Source organism: Sulfitobacter sp. DSM 110093 (assembly GCF_022788715.1).
Classification (GTDB): domain Bacteria; phylum Pseudomonadota; class Alphaproteobacteria; order Rhodobacterales; family Rhodobacteraceae; genus Sulfitobacter.
Genome location: NZ_CP085167.1, coordinates 3,360,499 through 3,377,272 on the forward strand (window position 1 = coordinate 3,360,499; position 16,774 = coordinate 3,377,272).

Genomic DNA, 16,774 nt, shown 5'->3' on the forward strand with positions numbered 1-16,774 from the left:
TCAACGGTCCGACAGCGCGAACCCCGCATAGGCAAAAGGCATGACCGCCCGGCGAAAGCGCCCCAACTCAAACCGCGCAAGCGGGGCGCGCATGGGGGCAGGATAGAGCCGCTCGGGTGTCTTTCCACGTACCAGATCAGCCAAAAGCGCGCCGGAATAGCTGGCCATCGCCACGCCATTGCCGTGGTAGCACAGGCCCGCGAACATGCCCGGCTGATCCGGTACTTCTCCCACAAATGGCATCCGGTTGCGGGCGATACAGACCATGCCGGACCAGCCGTGCGGGGTCTCTACATCGCGCCACGCGGGGAACATCGCCTCGAAATCCGCGCGTGCCCGGCGCAGGGCGCGCCTTTCTGAGTTTGGATTGGACATCAGACCGCCGCGCACACCGAACAACATGCGATTGTCAGGCATCAGGCGGAAGTAATGCAGCAGGTGGCGGCTGTCATAGCTGGCCTGTCGGCTCGTCCAGCCTTGGGCAGACAACTCTGCCTCGGTCATTGGGCGGGTCACGATCACGCTGGACTGCGTTGGCATGTAACGCGCGGCAAGCCACGGCGGCAGGTCTTCGGAGGAATAGCCGTTGGTGGCGATAATCACCCGCTCGGCGCGGATGCGCCCCTTGGGGGTGGTGACATCAAATGCGCCATCGCGCCGGGTCACGTTGAGGGCCGGGCTGTTGTGATAGATCGTCGCCCCCGCCTCTTCAGCGGTCTGCGCTAGGGCGGTCACATATTTGCGGGGGTTGAGGCCAAATCCAATCGGCACGGTGATCGCGCCTTCGAACCCCGCGTTGAGCCCCTCTGCGGCCAAGTCGGCCTTTTCAGTCAGCCGCGCACTGACGCCGTAGTTCTCTGCGTAATAGTCCAGCTTGCCGCGCATCTCTTCAAAATCACGCGGGCGGTGGGCCAGTTGGGTTTCGCCCTGCGAATGCCGGTCTACGTCGACGTCACGGGTGGTGATGAAATCCTCTACCTGCCCTATCGCGGCCTTCTCGGCCTGCCGCCACGCAAGCCGCTCCTCCCGCCCGAATTTGCGGTCAAGCGCCGCATCGTCGAGCATCCCGCCGCCGAGACAACAAAAGCCCCCGTTGCGACCGGATGCGCCAAAGCCAACGCGCTCGGCCTCCAGCACCGTGGCCCCTACCCCGGCTTGCACCAGATGCAGCGCCGCGTTGAGGCCGGTAAAACCACCGCCGATGATCACCACGTCGGCCTGCCCGTCGCCGTGTTGCGCCGGACGATCCGGCGCGGCGCAAGTTTCATCCCACCAGCAGCCCGCGCGGGGTGCTGCGGAATAGGCGAAGGCCGGGTAGATGCGTTTCATGTGGCGGGCCGTTCCGCCGCACGGGCCTCCTCCTGTGCGCGCAGGCTTGAGCGTTTGCTGACCAGCGACGCGGTGATGACACCGACAGTGACGATGGCGATCATGATCGTCGACAGCGCGTTGATCTCAGGCGAAACGCCCAAACGCACCGCGCTGAAGATCTTGATCGGCAGCGTCGTCGCCGAAGGGCCGGCAGTGAAGGAGGCGATCACCAGATCATCAAGGCTGAGCGTGAAGGCCAAGAGCCAGCCCGAGATCACCGCAGGCGCGATGATCGGCAGGGTGACCAGACGAAACGCCTCCCAAGGGGACGAACCCAGATCAAGCGCGGCCTCCTCCAACGAGCGATCGAAAGACACCAGCCGCGAAGACACGACGACCGAAACGTAGCACATCGAAAAGGTCGTATGCGCCAGCACGATGGTCAGCACGCCCCGGTCCAACCCAATGCCGATGAACAGCAAAAGCAGAGACAGGCCGGTGATGACTTCGGGCATGACCAGTGGCGCGTAGATCATCCCCGAAAACAGCGTCCGCCCCATGAACCGCCCACCGCGCACCAGCACATAAGCAGCCATCGTGCCGAGCACCGTGGCGATCGACGACGAAATCACCGCGACCTTGATCGTGACCCAAGCGGCGTTCAAGAAGGCTTTGTTTTGCAGCAACTCGCTATACCAGCGCGTCGAAAAACCGGCCCAGACCGTCACCAGTTTCGAGGCGTTAAAGCTGTAGATCACCAGAATGATCATCGGCAGGTAAAGAAAGGCAAACCCCAGCGTCAGCGAGGTCACGTTGAACCATGTCATCCGCTTCATTGTTCGGCCTCCGCCTGTTTCTGCTGGTTGCGCTGGAACAGGATGATCGGGATGATCAGGATCAGCAGCAAGATCACGGCAACGGCGCTCGCCACCGGCCAATCACGGTTGTTAAAGAACTCTTCCCAAAGCACTTTGCCGATCATCAGCGTGCCCGAACCGCCCAAGAGCGAGGGGATCACGAATTCACCCAAAGCGGGGATGAAGACCAGAAAACTGCCCGCCACGATGCCGTTACGCGACAACGGGATCGTTACAAGCCAGAAGGCTTGCAGCCGCGAACAACCCAAATCCTCAGCCGCCTCATTCAGCGATTCATCCAAACGGTCCAACGCGGCATAGATCGGCAAGATCATGAACGGCAGATAGGTATAAACGATGCCGATATAGACTGCCGTATTGGTATTAAGGATCTGTAAAGGCTCTGCCGTTAGACCCAACCCCATCAAGAGTTGATTCAGCAGCCCTTCGTTGCTCAAAATGCCCATCCACGCATAGACGCGGATCAAGAAGGAGGTCCAGAAGGGCAAAATCACCAACATCATCAAAGTGGCGCGCCACTCTTCGGGGGCGCGGGCCATGCCGTAGGCGATAGGATAGCCGACCAGCAGCGTGAAGGCGGTGGAGATCAACGCGATGCGCAGCGAACTGAGGTAAGCTTTCCAATAGAGATCATCAGAAGCGAGGAAGGCAAAATTCTCGAAATCCAGCTGCGAGATCAGCGCGCTGATGCCGTCTTTGATGGTCGGCGTATAGGGCGGGATCGCCAGTGCAGTGTCGGACAGCGAGATTTTGAAAACGATCAGGAAAGGCACCAGAAACAGCGCCAGCAGCCAGAGGTACGGAACCGCAATCAGGGCAAAACGACGTATGTTCATTGCGCCAACAAAACGCCTGCGGTGGCGCTCCATGAAATCCAAACCGGGTCTTCCCACGTGATGTCACGTCGGGCGATGCGTCGGGTGTTGGCGGTTTGCGCCTTGATCACTTGCCCCCCCGGCAGTTCGACGTGATAGGTGCTGAGGTTTCCCAGATACGCGATGTCGAGCACTTTGCCCTGTAGCGCATTGGGCGCATCCTCGGGCCGTTCGGTCGAGATGCGGATCTTCTCCGGGCGGATCGCCAGATGGGCCTGCTGGCCCTCACTGAACGGCACGGCAGAGGTCGCGGTCAGCGGCGGCTGCCCTTCGATCCAATTTAGATGGTATTGGTCTTGGCCAATGGCCTTAGTGCTGGCTTCGATGATGTTCACGTCGCCGATGAAGTCGGCCACATAGACAGAATTCGGTGCCTCGTAGATCTCGGCCGGGGTGGCCACCTGAATGACGCGCCCCTCGTCCATCACCGCCACGCGGGAGGCGACGGTCATCGCCTCTTCTTGGTCATGGGTCACGATGACAAAGGTGGTGCCGGTGGATTCTTGAATGTCCATCAGTTCGAACTGGGTGTCTTGCCGCAGCTTTTTATCGAGCGCGCCCAAGGGTTCATCCAGCAACAAAAGCTTCGGTGCTTTCGCAAGCGACCGGGCAAGCGCCACGCGCTGCCGTTGGCCACCGGAAATCTGATGCGGCTTGCGGCGAGCGAATTTCTCAAGGCGGGTAAGCTTGAGCATCTCGGCCACACGGGCCTCGATTGCGTCTTTGCTCATCTTATCGCGGCGCAGGCCAAAGGCGATATTGTCCCAAATGCTTAGATGCGGGAACAGCGCGTAGGACTGGAACATCATGTTCACCGCCCGCTTGTTCGGCGGCACCGGCGCGATGTCTTGCCCTGCCAATTCGATCCGCCCCGATGTCGGGTTTTCAAACCCCGCCAGCATCCTCATCATCGTGGTTTTGCCACAGCCAGAAGGCCCAAGCAGGGCAAAGAATTCCTGTGCGTAGATGTCCAAAGACAGATCATCAATGGCGACGAATTCACCGAATTTCTTAGTCACATTCTTAAAGCGAATGAGCGGCTTTTCGTCGGGGTTGTTCCAGGGGGCGAAGACGGTTGGGCTCACGGTTGAGACATCCTTTGATCGGGTCGCAGGGGTAAGAAAAAGGGGCGCGACCAAACTGGCCGCACCCCTTGTTTCAGATCAGGTACCGGACTTGATCTTGGTCCAGAGCCGGGTCACCACGCGCTGAACTTTTGGCGGGTAAGGTGTGGTTGTGAACAGGTTGTCCAACGCCGCCTCAGAAGGGTAGATCGCGGGGTCGCCGATCACATCTTCGACCAGATGTTCTTGCGAGGCTTTATTGCCGTTCGCGTAGTAGACATAGTTCGACGCAGCCGCCATATTTTCGGCGTCCATGATAAAGTTAAGAAACTTATGCGCGCCCTCGGGGTTTGGCGCATCGGCTGGGATGGCCATTTGGTCAAACCACATCTGCGCCCCTTCGGAGGGAGCATTATAGGCCACTTCAACGCCATTTTCAGCTTCGGCCGCGCGGTCACGGGCCTGCAGAATATCGCCGGACCAGCCGACTGCGACGCAAACGTCACCGTTCGCTAAAGCATTGATATATTCCGAGGAGTGGAACTTCTGGATATAGGGGCGGATCGGCATGAAGACGTCTTCGGCCTTCGCGATGACGTCGGGGTCATGGCTGTTGGGGTCTTCGCCGATGTAGTTCAGCGCTGCGGGAATCATCTCGGCAGGCGCGTCGAGGAAGTGCACGCCACAGTCAGCGAGCTTTTCCATATTGGCGGCATCAAAAACCAGATCCCAAGAGTCGATCGGGGCGTCTTCACCCAAGACCTCTTTTACCTTGCCGACATTCACACCGATGCCAGTAGTGCCCCACATGTAATTGATCGAATGGGCGTTATCGGGATCATATTGTTCGGTCCGCGAGGAGACTACGTCCCACATATTTTCAAGGTTGGGCAGTTTGGAGGCTTCCAGCGGCTGGAATGCCCCAGCAGTGATCTGGCGCTGCAGGAAGGTGCCCGTAGGCACAACCACGTCATAGCCCGACCCACCGGACAGCATTTTGGTTTCCAGCATTTCGTTGCTGTCGAACACATCATAAACCAGCTCGATGCCGGTTTCTTCTTCAAATTTCTCCAGCAGGGATTCATCGATATAGTCGGACCAGTTATAGACCCGGACCGTTTCGGCAGAAGCGGCACCTGCCATCAAGGTGGCAACGGCGGCGCTGCTTAGTAGCACATGTTTCATTTCATACTCCCGTTAGACAGGTCGGGTTGATCCCCACCTTTCGTCAATTTGATCAAGTTTTGCCTCTTCGGGCAAGATGGTTTATGCTTTCATGCAGAAGGAAATGCTGCAAGCTACGGCGAAACAAGATGGAAAGACCGCTCCCATGGGTTCAGAAAAAACCGATCCGAGACTGCTTCCCGCCGCCGACGCGGCGGCCAAGACTCCCATCCATCAGCATGTATATGAACGTCTGCGCAAGATGATTCTTTTCGGCGATTTGGCCCCCGGTCAGGGGGTGACGATCCAAGGCCTGACAACCGCGCTTGACGCGGGCATGACCCCCGTTCGCGAAGCCATCCGTCGCTTGATTTCCGAAGGCGCGTTAACCCATTTGGGCAACCGCCGGGTTACCGTGCCAGAACTTACCCATGCGGGCCTTGAAGAACTGGGTTTCATGCGTGAAACGCTAGAGCCGGAGCTGACTCGGCGGGCCGCGGAACGCATGACAAAAGGGCGTATGGACGCCCTGAAAGAGTGCGACACCGCGCTGAACCTTGCCATCGACCGGGGCGATGTTGGTGGCTACTTAATGCAGAACTACAACTTCCACGCAATGATCTATGACCTTGCCGAAGCGCCGATCATGGCCGCCACGGTAGATCGGCTTTGGCTCCGGTTCGGCCCTTCGCTGCGGGTGGTTTGTGGGCGCTATGGCACCAGCAATCTGCCCGATAAACATGCAGAGCTTATGGCTGCCTTTTCTGCAGGCAATGTCATTCTCGCCGGGGAGGTCATGGCAGGCGATGTTGCCCAAGGAATGACCCAAATCCGCGCGGCTCTTGATGGATTGCCCGTTCCGCGTTGATTCGATTGACATGTTATAATTTGATCATATTCTCCGACGAAGCTTAATTTTCACGCAGATAGAAGGTGCGTCCCCATGCCGCCAATCACGAATCACCTCCCCACCGCAGACCTTCAGGCCCTTGATGCGGCACATCACATGCACCCTTTCACCACCAATGACGACTTGGGCAAAAAGGGCGCGCGCATCATCACACGGGCCAAGGGCATCTATCTGACCGACAGCGAAGGCAACGAAATCCTCGACGCGATGGCGGGGCTTTGGTGCGTGAACCTTGGCTATGGCCGCGAAGAGATGGGCCAAGTGGCCGCGCGACAGATGAACGAACTGCCCTATTACAACACCTTCTTTCAGACGACCCATGTGCCCGCCATCGCCTTGGCCAAGGAACTGACCGACCTCGCCCCCGGTGATCTGAACCACGTCTTTTTCGCCGGGTCCGGATCAGAGGCGAACGACACCAACCTGCGCATGGTCCGCACCTATTGGGCGCAAAAGGGCAAACCCGAAAAGAGCCATATCATCAGCCGCAAGAACGCCTATCACGGTTCCTCTGTTGGATCGGCCAGCCTTGGGGGCATGACGCCGATGCACGAACAAGGTGGTCTGCCGATCCCCGGCATCCACCATATCGGCCAACCCGATTGGTACGCCGAAGGGGGCGATCAATCCCCCGAGGAGTTCGGCCTCGCCCGCGCACGTGAGTTGGAGGAGAAAATCCTTGAACTGGGCGCGGATAAGGTCGCTGCGTTCATTGGTGAGCCCGTGCAGGGCGCGGGTGGCGTTGTCATCCCGCCCAGCACTTACTGGCCTGAAATCCAGCGCATCTGCGAAAAGCACGACATTCTGCTGATCGCCGACGAAGTGATCTGCGGCTTTGGCCGGACAGGCAACTGGTTCGGCTCGCAGACGATGGGGATCAAGCCGCATATCATGACCATCGCCAAGGGGCTCAGCTCCGGCTATGCACCGATTGGCGGCTCAATCGTTTGCGACGAAGTGGCTGAGGTCATCAACGCCTGCGAATTCAACCACGGCTACACATATTCCGGCCACCCGGTCTGCGCCGCCGTGGCGCTGGAAAACCTGCGTATCATGCAAGAAGAGAACATCATCGACCATGTGCGCGACGTCGCCGCCCCCGCGTTAAAAGAAGCGCTGGAAAAACTAGGTGAACACCCCTTGGTCGGCGGGGCTAACGTCTCTGGCCTTATGGCTTCCTTGCCCCTGACACCGCATAAAGAAAGCCGTGCAAAATTTGCCGCCGATGGTGGCGTGGCGGGGTATACCTGCCGGGAGCATTGCTTTGCCAATAATCTGGTGATGCGCCATGTGGGCGACCGGATGATCATCTCTCCGCCGCTGATCATCACGCCCGATGAGATCAAGATTTTCGCCGAACGGGCCACCAAGGCGCTGGATGCGACTTATGCGGACCTGAAAGACAAAGACCTGTTGAAAGCAGCGTCCTAAGCAACCGGGCTGCCCCCACGTGGGGCGGCACATTACTCTTTGCGCAGGCGTTCCAGCAGCCGGGGAGAGGCATAGCCATCTGGCGCAATCCCCTCAGCTTGTTGGAAGCTGCGCACGGCATTGACGGTCAGCGGGCCGATTTTTGCATCGATCTTTTGCGTGTCAAACCCGGCTTTGGTCAGCAAGGTCTGCAATTCGATCCGCTCGTCAAAGCTCAGCGCGCGGTCTTCACGCGGCCAGTCTTGCTGAAACTCTTCCGCGCCACCGATCCTATCCGCCAGATGGCCCACGCCGATGACATAGGCATCAGCGGTGTTGTAACGCTCGATCACTTCGAAGTTCGGGAAAATCATAAAGGCCGCGCCCTGCGCCCCGGCGGGCAGCAGCACCGACGCCGGACCATGATCTGCCACCGCAGCGCCGTCCCGCGCGGTCACACCAAGGGCCGCCCATTCCGCCGGGGTTTTGGTGACCTCACGATCGGCCAGCAAGTAGTCAAACCCTTCGGGCAAAGAGACTTCGACACCCCAAGGCTGCCCTTTGGTCCAGCCGAAATGCTCAAGGTATGCCGCCGTTGAGGCCAGTGCATCAGAGGGATCATCGCCCCAGATATTGCGTCGCCCGTCGCCGTTCCAATCAACGGCATAAGACAAGAATGACGAAGGCATGAACTGCGTATGCCCCATTGCACCCGCCCAAGAACCGCGCATCTGTTCGGCATCGGTATCGCCAGCCTGAAGAATGCGCAGCGCGTTAAGGAGTTCCGCCTCAAAAAACGCCGCCCGCCGTGCGTCATAGGCCAGCGTCGAAAGCGAATTCATCACGTTATCTCCGCCCCGAAAGCTGCCATAGGCGCTTTCCAGCCCCCAAATCGCGGTGACAATCTCTTTCTCCACGCCGTATTTCGCTTCGATATCTTCCAGCGTACGCTGCCACTGTGCCAGCGCCTTCTGCCCGTTCTGCACCCGCAGATCCGAGGTCGCGGTGTCGAGGTAATCCCAGATCGTCTTGGTAAATTCCGACTGGTTGCGGTCGCGGCGGATCACCTCAGGGTCATAGCTTACCGTATCAAGTGCGCGGTCAAAGACATCTGGATCAATGCCCTCTTGCAGGGCGCGGGGGCGGAATTCTTTTACCCAAGCGCGAAGCCCCGCATCGTCACCCATGGTTTCAACAGGTGCATCCTGACCCGCCGGGGTAGAGGAGACGAGCACAACTTCAGACGCACGCGGCGCGGGGCGCGCGGATTCAGACGGGCCGGACCCGAAGGCCGGAACCGCCATACCCGCGGTCGCCATAATGCTTGAAATCATCGCATAGTGCCGGATCATAAACGCCTCGCCTGATAAAGTTGCGGTAAATCCTATGCGTGCCCCGCCTCGGTGGGAAGGGAGGGGCACAACCATCCGCGAAGCTCCGCCTGTTCGTCGTTTTAGCGGCGGGTGCGGGTCACTTTTCGCTTGATCTTGTCCTTCTTGCGCTTGGCTTTCACGGCCTTGCCGCGCGGGTTGCGCCCCGCCGGGCTGCGCCGACCAGCGCCGCCCTGTTTTACCTTCTGATCTTCGATCTCAAGTAGTTCCAGCGCGATGCCCCCGGTCACCGGGACCGCCTCGGCCAAGCGCACGGTCACACGCTGGCCGATGCCGATGATCATGCCGGTATCGGAGCCCATCAGCGTCTGCGCCTCGGCGTCGTGGTGGAAATACTCGCGCCCCAAAGAGCGCATCGGCACCAGCCCATCCGCGCCGGTTTCGTCCAGCTTCACGAACGCGCCAAACCGCGCGATGCCGCTGATGCGCCCGGTGAACTCATTGCCCACACGCTCCGACAAGAAGGCGGCGAGGTAGCGGTCGGTCGTGTCCCGCTCTGCTACCATCGAGCGCCGCTCGGTGTCCGAGATATGCGCGCCGGTCTGTTCCAGCCCTTCGATCTCTTCCGGGGTCAGACCGTCCTTGCCCCAGCCATGCGCCGTGATCAGCGCACGGTGCACAATCAGGTCGGCATAGCGCCGGATCGGGGAGGTGAAATGCGCGTAAGACCGCAGAGCGAGACCGAAGTGCCCGATGTGCGCAGGGCCGTAATAGGCCTGCGTCAGCGAGCGTAGGGTACTGATGTTGATTAATTCGGCGTCGTCGGTGCCCGCCGCCTGATCTAACAGCCGGTTCAGATGCGATGTCATCAGCACCTGCCCCTTGGCCAGCGTCAGCCCGGCCGCCTGCGCCGTCTCGCGCAAGGATTCCAGTTTCTCCGGTGAGGGCTCCTCGTGGATGCGGAACAGCAGCGGCGTTTTCTTTTTCAGCAGCGTCTCGGCAGCGGCGACATTGGCCAGCACCATGAACTCTTCGATCAGCTTATGCGCATCGAGCCGTTCGCGAAAGTTGACCGATTTCACCTTGCCATCGTCGCCCAATTCGATGCGGCGTTCGGGGAGGTCCAATTCCAGTGGCTGACGCTCCGCCCGCGCCAGTTTCAGCGCCCCGTAGGCGGCGTAGAGCGGCTTCAGCACCGGCTCCAACAGAGGTCCGGTTCGGTCATTCGGGTTGCCGTCGATGGCGTCCTGCACCTCTTCGTAATGCAATGACGCGGGCGAGCGCATCAGCCCGCGATGGAACGTATGGCCGATCTTGTTGCCCTTGGCGTCCAGCACCATACGCACGGCGATACAGGCCCGCGGCACACCCTCGTGCAATGAGCACAGATCCCCCGAAAGGCGGTCGGGCAGCATCGGCACCACGCGGTCAGGAAAATAAGTGGAGTTCCCGCGTTTGCGCGCTTCGTTATCCAGCGCAGAGCCGGGGGTGACATAGGCAGCGACATCCGCAATGGCGACCCAGACGACATGGCCGCCCTCGTTCTTGGGGTCCTCATCCGCATGGGCATAGCAGGCGTCATCGTGGTCACGCGCATCCGACGGGTCGATGGTGACCAGCGGCAGATCACGCAGATCTTCACGGCCCTTGAGGCCCTGCGGCTTGGCGGCGTCAGCTTGTGCCACCACATCATCGGGGAAATCGTCCGGAATACCGTGCTGCTGAATCGCGATAAGCGACACCGCACGCGGCTCTGACGGGTCGCCCAACCGTTCGACGATGCGGGCACGGGGGGAGCCCATGCGCCCCTTTGGTCCGGCCTGCTCCGCCTCGACCAATTCGCCATCCTTGGCCCCGTGGGTGTGATCCGCCCCGACACGCCATTCACGGTCTGCCCCCTTGTCGATCGGCACGATCCGCCCGCCTTCGGCAGCCTTGCGGAAGATGCCCAGCACCTTTTTCGGGTTGCTGCCAATGCGGCGGATCAGCCGCGCTTCATAATGGTGGTCTTCGCCTTTCACCAACGTTAACCGAGCCAGAATCCGGTCGCCTTCGCCAAGGGCGGGGTCACTCTCGCGCGGGATCAGCAGCACAACAGGCTCTGTCCCCTCGCCATGCCATTCCATCGGCTTGGCAAACAGATCGCCATCCTTGTCCGGCCCGGTGACCAACAGCACAGAGACCGGCGGCAAGCGATCCGGGTCTTGATAGCTGCGCTTGCGCTTCTCCAGATGGCCTTCGGCCTCCAGCTCTTTCAGCACGCGCTTCAGATCGATCCGCGCGGCACCTTTGATGCCAAAGGCTTTGGCGATGTCGCGCTTCGCGGTCAGCGTGGGGTTCTGTTCGATCCAGTCAAGGATCTCGGATTTGCTGGGTATCTTGCTCATATCTCAGCAGGTAGCACGCAGCCCCCCTGTCGTCATGGCAAATCGTGAATTTCGTCCACGTCAGCAAGGGAGGAGACTTCGGCGATGCGGTATCCCGGCAGGCTCGCGCGGCTGTCGGCCAGCGCATGCGGGCCGGACCAGCGCACGCCGTCGAACAGGCTGGGCGGTGCGCGGCGTGGGTGTTTCAGGCCAACGAGCCAGTAGCCGCCGTCAGGTGCGGGACCAAACACAGCATCATGGCCGCCAAGCGCCGCGAAGGCCCGCGCAAGTTCCTTGCGGTTAACCCCCGGAATATCCGCCCCGATCACGCAAGCCGGCCCCGGTGCCGCGCGCAGCATCCGCGCCATACGATCACCAAGGTTGCCCCTGCCCTGCGGCCATCGTGGTAGATGCGCGGGCCACACACGGCTTTGCAGCCCTTCGACATCCGGCGCGACAGCCAGCACCACTTGCCACCGCGGATCTGCGATCCGGCGCAACAAGCGGCGGGTTTGATGACGAAACCACCACGCAGCACCGACCATCCCGATGTCGCGGCCCAGCCGGGTTTTCACCCGACCGGGATGCGGTTCTTTCACCATAACGATGAGCGTTGGTTTCACGTGAAATAATTCCGCAGCACGCGCGCGTAGATGGATTTAAGCTGGTGGATATGCTCGACCCGCACATGTTCATCGACTTGGTGCATGGATTGACCGACCAGACCGAACTCCACCACCGGGCAATGCGCCTTGACGAAACGCGCATCCGAGGTGCCACCGGTGGTCGAAAGCTCTGGTTTTACGCCCGTCTCAGCCTCGACCGCGCCTGAGATCAGATCAGATAGCGCGCCCGGCGGCGTGATAAAGCTTTCGCCCGAAATCTTAATTTGCACATCCACCTGCACGCCAAACTCGGCTGCGATTTTATCCGCCTCGCTGCGCAGCCAATCACTTAGGCCGTCGCCGGAATGGTGGTCGTTGAACCGAATATTCACCGCACCGCGACATTGGGCCGGGATTACATTGGTGGCTTTGTTGCCAGTGTCGACCGTCACAACCGCCAGCGTGGAAGGATCAAAATGATCGCTGCCCTGATCCAACTCATGGCTCGCCAAACGGTCCATCAGCCGCATCATCGCAGGCAGCGGGTTGTTGGCCCGGTGCGGATAGGCCGCGTGGCCCTGTTTACCCGTCACCTTGAAATGCGCATTCATCGAGCCCCGTCGCCCGATCTTGATCATGTCGCCCATCGTCTCTGGGCAGGTCGGCTCGCCCACCAGACAGACATCCATGCGCTCCCCGTTTTCGGCCATGTAGTCCAGCAATGCCGTTGTTCCGTCGACGGCGTCACCCTCTTCATCCCCAGTGATCGCCAGCACGACAGACCCATCTGGCGGTGTGTCACCCACGAAATCCACCGCCGCCGCAACAAAGGCCGCCACGCCCGATTTCATATCAGTGGTGCCACGGCCATACATGATGCCGTCTTTCACTTCGGCACCAAAGGGCAGCACGGACCAATCCGCTTCGTCTCCGATTGGCACCACATCGGTGTGCCCGTTAAAGCCGAAGGACTTGTGGTTGTCCTTCTTCCCCCAGCGAGCAAAGAGGTTGCAAACACCGCCCCGGTCAACCCGCGTGCAGTCAAACCCAGCGGCACCCAAAACTTCCTCCAGCACTTCAAGCGCGCCGTCGTTGATGGGGGTCACAGAGGCGCAGCGCACCAGTTTCGCGGTGAGTTCAGCAGGATCGAGACCGGACATTTCGGCTCCTTTTCAGGGTATTTCGCGTTTCCCGATACTTTTGTGGGGAAAAACCCAAGATGCCAAGGGGGGCCAGCGCAAATCCCCGCGAGGATCAGCTTTGAAGTCGCAATGCGATTGAAATGTCAGTCGAAGAATGGCGTCATCTGCGCGACGATGACCGAATTCTCTTCCAAAGCGCGTTGCATGAGTTCGCGTTCTTCGCCCTCGATCTCCTGACCTTCGGCCTCGCGCTCTTCCAGCGTGCCATAGCCGGTCACGTCCAGCGGATTGGTATCGGCTTGTTTTAGGATCGCCACGGTTTCGCGAACTGCTTCGGCTTCATCAATGCCAGATGCAAAACACATCAGCGCGGCACCGGTTGCATTTTCGGGCAAGCCATCACCGTCTTTGCGCCCGATCTGCACCAAAAGGGTAAAGACCTGCTGGCGCGAAGGTTTTTTGGTTTTCTTAGTTTCAGACATGATTAAGGCCGCCGATTGCTTTCGGCAGCCCTAACCTTTTCGCTTAGACTTGGAAAGGGGCCGCAGCCCCCGCCGTTATGACTTGCCGCGCACCATCCGGGTGACCCAGATCAACAGACATGCACCGATCACACCGACGACGAGTTGACCCAACCAACCGCCCAGCGTGCTGCCGACGATCAGAACCAAAAGCCAGTTCGCGACCAAGGCACCGACGATGCCGAGGATGATGTTCATGATCAGACCCATGTCCGACTTCATGATTTTTTCCGCGATCCAGCCTGCAAGGCCACCTACGATGATTGCGGCAAACCAACCAATACCAGTCATGTCGTTAATCTCCTTTAAATTCAGGGATCAACGCCATGACCGGGCATTTGGTTCCCTCAGTCGCGCAGCAACTCGTTGATCGAGGTCTTGGAGCGGGTCTTGGCGTCCACCCGTTTTACGATCACGGCGCAATAAAGGTTCACGTTGTTTTTCGACGGCATGGTGCCTGCAACAACAACCGACCCTGCGGGCACTTCGCCATACATGATCTCACCGGTTTCGCGGTCGACGATTTTGGTCGACTGGCCGATGAACACGCCCATGCCCAGCACCGAACCTTCGCGCACGATGCAGCCTTCGACGACTTCCGAACGCGCGCCGATAAAGCAGTTGTCTTCGATGATGGTCGGACCTGCCTGCATCGGCTCCAACACGCCGCCAATGCCAACGCCGCCCGAGAGGTGCACGTTTTTGCCGATCTGCGCGCAGGAGCCGACGGTGGCCCATGTATCAACCATGGTGCCAGAGTCGACATAGGCGCCGATGTTCACGAAAGACGGCATCAGCACCACGCCGGGCGCGATATAGGCCGAGCGGCGCACCACGCAGTTCGGCACGGCGCGGAAACCGGCCTCTTTCCACTCGGCATCGCCCCAGCCTTTGAACTTGTTGTCGACCTTGTCCCACCAGCCAGCGCCCTGCGGGCCGCCTTCTTGATGTTCCATATCCTTGATGCGGAAGCCCAGCAGCACGGCCTTTTTGGCCCACTGATTGACCTTCCAGTTGCCGTCGTCTTGCTTTTCGGCCACGCGCAGTTGGCCGCTGTCGAGCGCGTTCAGCGTCTCTTCGATGGCGTCGCGGGTCTCTCCGGTGGTGGCGGATGTGATCTGGTCGCGGGTATCCCAAGCGGCTTCGATGGCGGTTTCAAGTTGGGCGTTGGACATGGGGCAAGTCTCCGAATGTGAAAAGGCCTTTTGAGGGCTATAGCCTCGCACCGCCGAGGGTGCAATTGCCGGGCGATGAGGGGCGTGGTCATTCTGTGATCAACAATGCATGTTGACCTAAGCGACCATCGCGCCACCTGAGCCAAGCCCTAGACCAAGGAAAGACCCGAGGATGACCGAGGAACACCGCCACCCCCTGCGCCGCGCCAATGTCGATCGCGCCAAGGCCCAAGACGCCCCCGACACGCCGCAAACCCGCGCGCCTGCCTACCGTCTGGCCTTTACCGACGATGACTTCATGTGCCGTGATGAGCTGCGCCCGGTGCGCCTGCAACTGGAACTGCTCAAGCCCGAACTGCTGCTCGATGCCCACGGCATCCAATCGACCATCGTGCTCTTTGGCGGCGCGCGCATTCCTGCACCAGCCGAGAAACACACCGCCCGCACCAAAACGTTGGCCGATCTGTCGCGTTTTTATGACGAGACGCGCACCTTTGCCCGGCTGATGACCGAAAAATCGATGGAGACTGGCGGCGTGGAAAACGTCATCGTCACCGGCGGCGGGCCGGGTGTGATGGAGGCAGGCAACCGTGGCGCGTTGGATGCGGGCGGCCACTCCATCGGCCTGAACATCGTTCTGCCGTTTGAGCAAGCACCCAACGAATATGTCACGCCGGAGCTTTGCTTTAACTTCCACTATTTCGCGATCCGCAAGATGCACTTCCTGATGCGCGCCCGCGCGATCTGCGTCTTCCCCGGCGGGTTCGGCACCATGGACGAGCTCTTTGAGGCGCTGACGCTGATCCAGACCGGCCGCATGAACCGCGTGCCCTTCCTCCTGTTCGGGCGTGAGTTCTGGGAAAAGATCATCAACTGGGACGCGCTGGCCGATGCCGGAACGATCTCTGCCGAAGACCTTGACCTGTTCCGCTTTGTCGAAAGCGCGGATGAGGCGATGGAGGTGATCGAGAATTGGGAGACCGCCCCCGCACGCGAACATGTGCCGGGCCGGGAAGAGGTCGAAGATCATGGCTGATCGGGCTTTGCCCGGCCATGTCACCGGGTAAAGGTCTGATCCAAGGCCACTTCGGCCCCTTGGACAATATCGCGCAGGATGTCGGCGGCGGGTTTGACCGCGCCGATCAACCCTGCGACCTCTCCGACAAAGGCGTTGGCGGTGCGGGCATCGCCCTCTGCCACCGCCGCCTGCCAACGTGGCAACTCCTGCGCCAGCGCGGCGCGCAGCCCGTCGGGGTCATCATGCCAGCGGTCGGTGAACTCATTGCGCAGCACGCGGCCCGTGTAGCGTTTGGGCCAGTCATAGCCGCGCATGATGTCGGTCACCGTGCTGCGCAGCGTGTCATCGCCACTGGCCTCAATCGCGGCCTTTAGCATCGCGGGATGCACCAGCGCCTCTTCCGAGGCCCAGAAACGCGAGCCGACGACCACCCCATCGGCCCCGAGCATCAGCGCCGCAGCCAACCCGCGCCCGTCACCCACACCGCCTGCCACACAAAGTAACGTGTCGGGCGCATGGCGGGCGATGTGATCCGCGATTTCGGGCACCAGCGTAAAGGTCGCGCGTTTTTCGCCGTGGCCACCGGCTTCGGCCCCTTGGGCGACAATGATTTCTGCCCCCAGATCAATCGCATGGGCGGCATCGCGCAGGGTTTGCACCTGACAGATCAGCGGCACTTTGGCCGCTTGGATCGCGGGGACGAACTCTGCCGGATCGCCGAACGAAAGAAAGACCGCCGCCGGGTCGCGGGCGAGAACCTGCTCCAACGCCTGCGGATGCTCCCGCAGTTTCCAAGTGATGAAACCGCAGCCGACCGATTGGTTGCCCGCCAGATCCAACTGCTCAGCGATCCAACCGCCCGCGTCATAGGCACCGCCGATCATACCCAAGCCCCCCGCGCTTGAGACCGCAGCCGCCAGCCGCCCGCCCGCCGCAAAAGCCATGGGCGCTTGGATGATCGGATGGCTGATCCCCAGCCGTTTGGTCAAACGCGTGGTCAGCAT

16 protein-coding genes are annotated in these 16,774 nt (G+C 60.4%); 3 read left to right on the top strand and 13 right to left on the bottom strand.

Annotated elements, in window-relative coordinates:
* From DSM110093_RS16430 to DSM110093_RS16450, 5 genes are all read right to left on the bottom strand, one after another.
* On the bottom strand, positions 1–1,329 hold the full coding sequence (locus DSM110093_RS16430) for an FAD-binding oxidoreductase (RefSeq protein ID WP_243266071.1): 1,329 nt from the start codon (positions 1,327–1,329) through the stop codon (positions 1–3).
* Positions 1,326–2,147: an ABC transporter permease subunit gene (locus DSM110093_RS16435; protein WP_243266072.1), complete on the bottom strand. Its 822-nt coding sequence runs from the start codon at positions 2,145–2,147 to the stop codon at positions 1,326–1,328. The genes DSM110093_RS16430 and DSM110093_RS16435 overlap by 4 nt, the downstream gene beginning before the upstream one ends.
* Positions 2,144–3,025: an ABC transporter permease subunit gene (locus DSM110093_RS16440; protein WP_243266073.1), complete on the bottom strand. Its 882-nt coding sequence runs from the start codon at positions 3,023–3,025 to the stop codon at positions 2,144–2,146. The genes DSM110093_RS16435 and DSM110093_RS16440 overlap by 4 nt, the downstream gene beginning before the upstream one ends.
* Entirely contained in the window at positions 3,022–4,149 is a 1,128-nt protein-coding gene (locus tag DSM110093_RS16445) for an ABC transporter ATP-binding protein (RefSeq protein ID WP_243266074.1), read from the bottom strand. The genes DSM110093_RS16440 and DSM110093_RS16445 overlap by 4 nt, the downstream gene beginning before the upstream one ends.
* 78 nt (positions 4,150–4,227) lie before the next feature.
* Complete coding sequence (locus DSM110093_RS16450; protein WP_243266075.1) at positions 4,228–5,313, bottom strand: polyamine ABC transporter substrate-binding protein; 1,086 nt, start codon at positions 5,311–5,313, stop codon at positions 4,228–4,230.
* A 145-nt stretch (positions 5,314–5,458) separates the two neighbouring features.
* On the opposite strand from DSM110093_RS16450, the gene DSM110093_RS16455 reads away from it, so the two are divergent.
* Positions 5,459–6,160 carry a GntR family transcriptional regulator gene (locus DSM110093_RS16455; RefSeq protein WP_243266076.1) on the top strand — a complete coding sequence of 234 codons (702 nt, stop codon included), beginning with the start codon at positions 5,459–5,461 and terminating at the stop codon, positions 6,158–6,160.
* 75 nt (positions 6,161–6,235) lie between these two features.
* Complete coding sequence (locus tag DSM110093_RS16460; protein ID WP_243266077.1) at positions 6,236–7,633, top strand: aspartate aminotransferase family protein; 1,398 nt, start codon at positions 6,236–6,238, stop codon at positions 7,631–7,633.
* Between the two features lie 32 nt (positions 7,634–7,665).
* Here the strand turns inward: DSM110093_RS16460 and DSM110093_RS16465 are convergent, their stop codons facing one another.
* The 7 genes from DSM110093_RS16465 to dapD all read right to left on the bottom strand — a co-directional run bounded on the left by DSM110093_RS16465 (position 7,666) and on the right by dapD (position 14,752).
* Positions 7,666–8,964 (bottom strand): lytic murein transglycosylase, encoded by a 1,299-nt coding sequence (locus tag DSM110093_RS16465; protein ID WP_243266078.1) that lies wholly within the window; start codon positions 8,962–8,964, stop codon positions 7,666–7,668.
* A 101-nt stretch (positions 8,965–9,065) separates the two neighbouring features.
* A complete protein-coding gene (rnr, locus tag DSM110093_RS16470) occupies positions 9,066–11,330 on the bottom strand; it encodes a ribonuclease R (protein ID WP_243266079.1) in 2,265 nt (754 codons plus the stop codon).
* 32 nt (positions 11,331–11,362) lie between these two features.
* Positions 11,363–11,932, bottom strand: coding sequence for a TIGR04282 family arsenosugar biosynthesis glycosyltransferase (locus DSM110093_RS16475; protein ID WP_243266080.1), 570 nt, complete (start codon positions 11,930–11,932; stop codon positions 11,363–11,365).
* A complete protein-coding gene (gene dapE / locus DSM110093_RS16480; protein ID WP_243266081.1) occupies positions 11,929–13,074 on the bottom strand; it encodes a succinyl-diaminopimelate desuccinylase in 1,146 nt (381 codons plus the stop codon). The genes DSM110093_RS16475 and dapE overlap by 4 nt, the downstream gene beginning before the upstream one ends.
* Before the next feature lie 125 nt (positions 13,075–13,199).
* A complete protein-coding gene (locus tag DSM110093_RS16485) occupies positions 13,200–13,538 on the bottom strand; it encodes a hypothetical protein (protein ID WP_243266082.1) in 339 nt (112 codons plus the stop codon).
* 75 nt (positions 13,539–13,613) lie between these two features.
* Positions 13,614–13,868, bottom strand: a complete 255-nt coding sequence (locus DSM110093_RS16490; protein WP_093927489.1) for a GlsB/YeaQ/YmgE family stress response membrane protein — start codon at positions 13,866–13,868, stop codon at positions 13,614–13,616.
* Positions 13,869–13,924: 56 nt separating this feature from the next.
* Positions 13,925–14,752 carry a 2,3,4,5-tetrahydropyridine-2,6-dicarboxylate N-succinyltransferase gene (gene dapD, locus DSM110093_RS16495; RefSeq protein WP_243266083.1) on the bottom strand — a complete coding sequence of 276 codons (828 nt, stop codon included), beginning with the start codon at positions 14,750–14,752 and terminating at the stop codon, positions 13,925–13,927.
* Between the two features lie 172 nt (positions 14,753–14,924).
* Here dapD and DSM110093_RS16500 point away from each other — a divergent pair, with 172 nt between their 5' ends.
* Positions 14,925–15,788 (top strand): LOG family protein, encoded by an 864-nt coding sequence (locus tag DSM110093_RS16500; RefSeq protein ID WP_067622333.1) that lies wholly within the window; start codon positions 14,925–14,927, stop codon positions 15,786–15,788.
* Between the two features lie 20 nt (positions 15,789–15,808).
* Here the strand turns inward: DSM110093_RS16500 and DSM110093_RS16505 are convergent, their stop codons facing one another.
* Positions 15,809–16,774, bottom strand: coding sequence for a nitronate monooxygenase (locus DSM110093_RS16505; RefSeq protein ID WP_243266084.1), 966 nt, complete (start codon positions 16,772–16,774; stop codon positions 15,809–15,811).

What these genes read in the sequence shown, in the direction of transcription:
- DSM110093_RS16430 (WP_243266071.1), bottom strand. Translation starts at nt 1,329, where the DNA reads ATGAAACGCATCTACCCGGCCTTCGCCTATTCCGCAGCACCCCGCGCG.
- DSM110093_RS16435 (WP_243266072.1), bottom strand. Translation starts at nt 2,147, where the DNA reads ATGAAGCGGATGACATGGTTCAACGTGACCTCGCTGACGCTGGGGTTT.
- DSM110093_RS16440 (WP_243266073.1), bottom strand. Translation starts at nt 3,025, where the DNA reads ATGAACATACGTCGTTTTGCCCTGATTGCGGTTCCGTACCTCTGGCTG.
- DSM110093_RS16450 (WP_243266075.1), bottom strand. Translation starts at nt 5,313, where the DNA reads ATGAAACATGTGCTACTAAGCAGCGCCGCCGTTGCCACCTTGATGGCA.
- DSM110093_RS16455 (WP_243266076.1), top strand. Translation starts at nt 5,459, where the DNA reads ATGGGTTCAGAAAAAACCGATCCGAGACTGCTTCCCGCCGCCGACGCG.
- DSM110093_RS16460 (WP_243266077.1), top strand. Translation starts at nt 6,236, where the DNA reads ATGCCGCCAATCACGAATCACCTCCCCACCGCAGACCTTCAGGCCCTT.
- DSM110093_RS16465 (WP_243266078.1), bottom strand. Translation starts at nt 8,964, where the DNA reads ATGATCCGGCACTATGCGATGATTTCAAGCATTATGGCGACCGCGGGT.
- rnr (WP_243266079.1), bottom strand. Translation starts at nt 11,330, where the DNA reads ATGAGCAAGATACCCAGCAAATCCGAGATCCTTGACTGGATCGAACAG.
- dapE (WP_243266081.1), bottom strand. Translation starts at nt 13,074, where the DNA reads ATGTCCGGTCTCGATCCTGCTGAACTCACCGCGAAACTGGTGCGCTGC.
- DSM110093_RS16485 (WP_243266082.1), bottom strand. Translation starts at nt 13,538, where the DNA reads ATGTCTGAAACTAAGAAAACCAAAAAACCTTCGCGCCAGCAGGTCTTT.
- DSM110093_RS16490 (WP_093927489.1), bottom strand. Translation starts at nt 13,868, where the DNA reads ATGACTGGTATTGGTTGGTTTGCCGCAATCATCGTAGGTGGCCTTGCA.
- dapD (WP_243266083.1), bottom strand. Translation starts at nt 14,752, where the DNA reads ATGTCCAACGCCCAACTTGAAACCGCCATCGAAGCCGCTTGGGATACC.
- DSM110093_RS16500 (WP_067622333.1), top strand. Translation starts at nt 14,925, where the DNA reads ATGACCGAGGAACACCGCCACCCCCTGCGCCGCGCCAATGTCGATCGC.
- DSM110093_RS16505 (WP_243266084.1), bottom strand. Translation starts at nt 16,774, where the DNA reads ATGCTGACCACGCGTTTGACCAAACGGCTGGGGATCAGCCATCCGATC.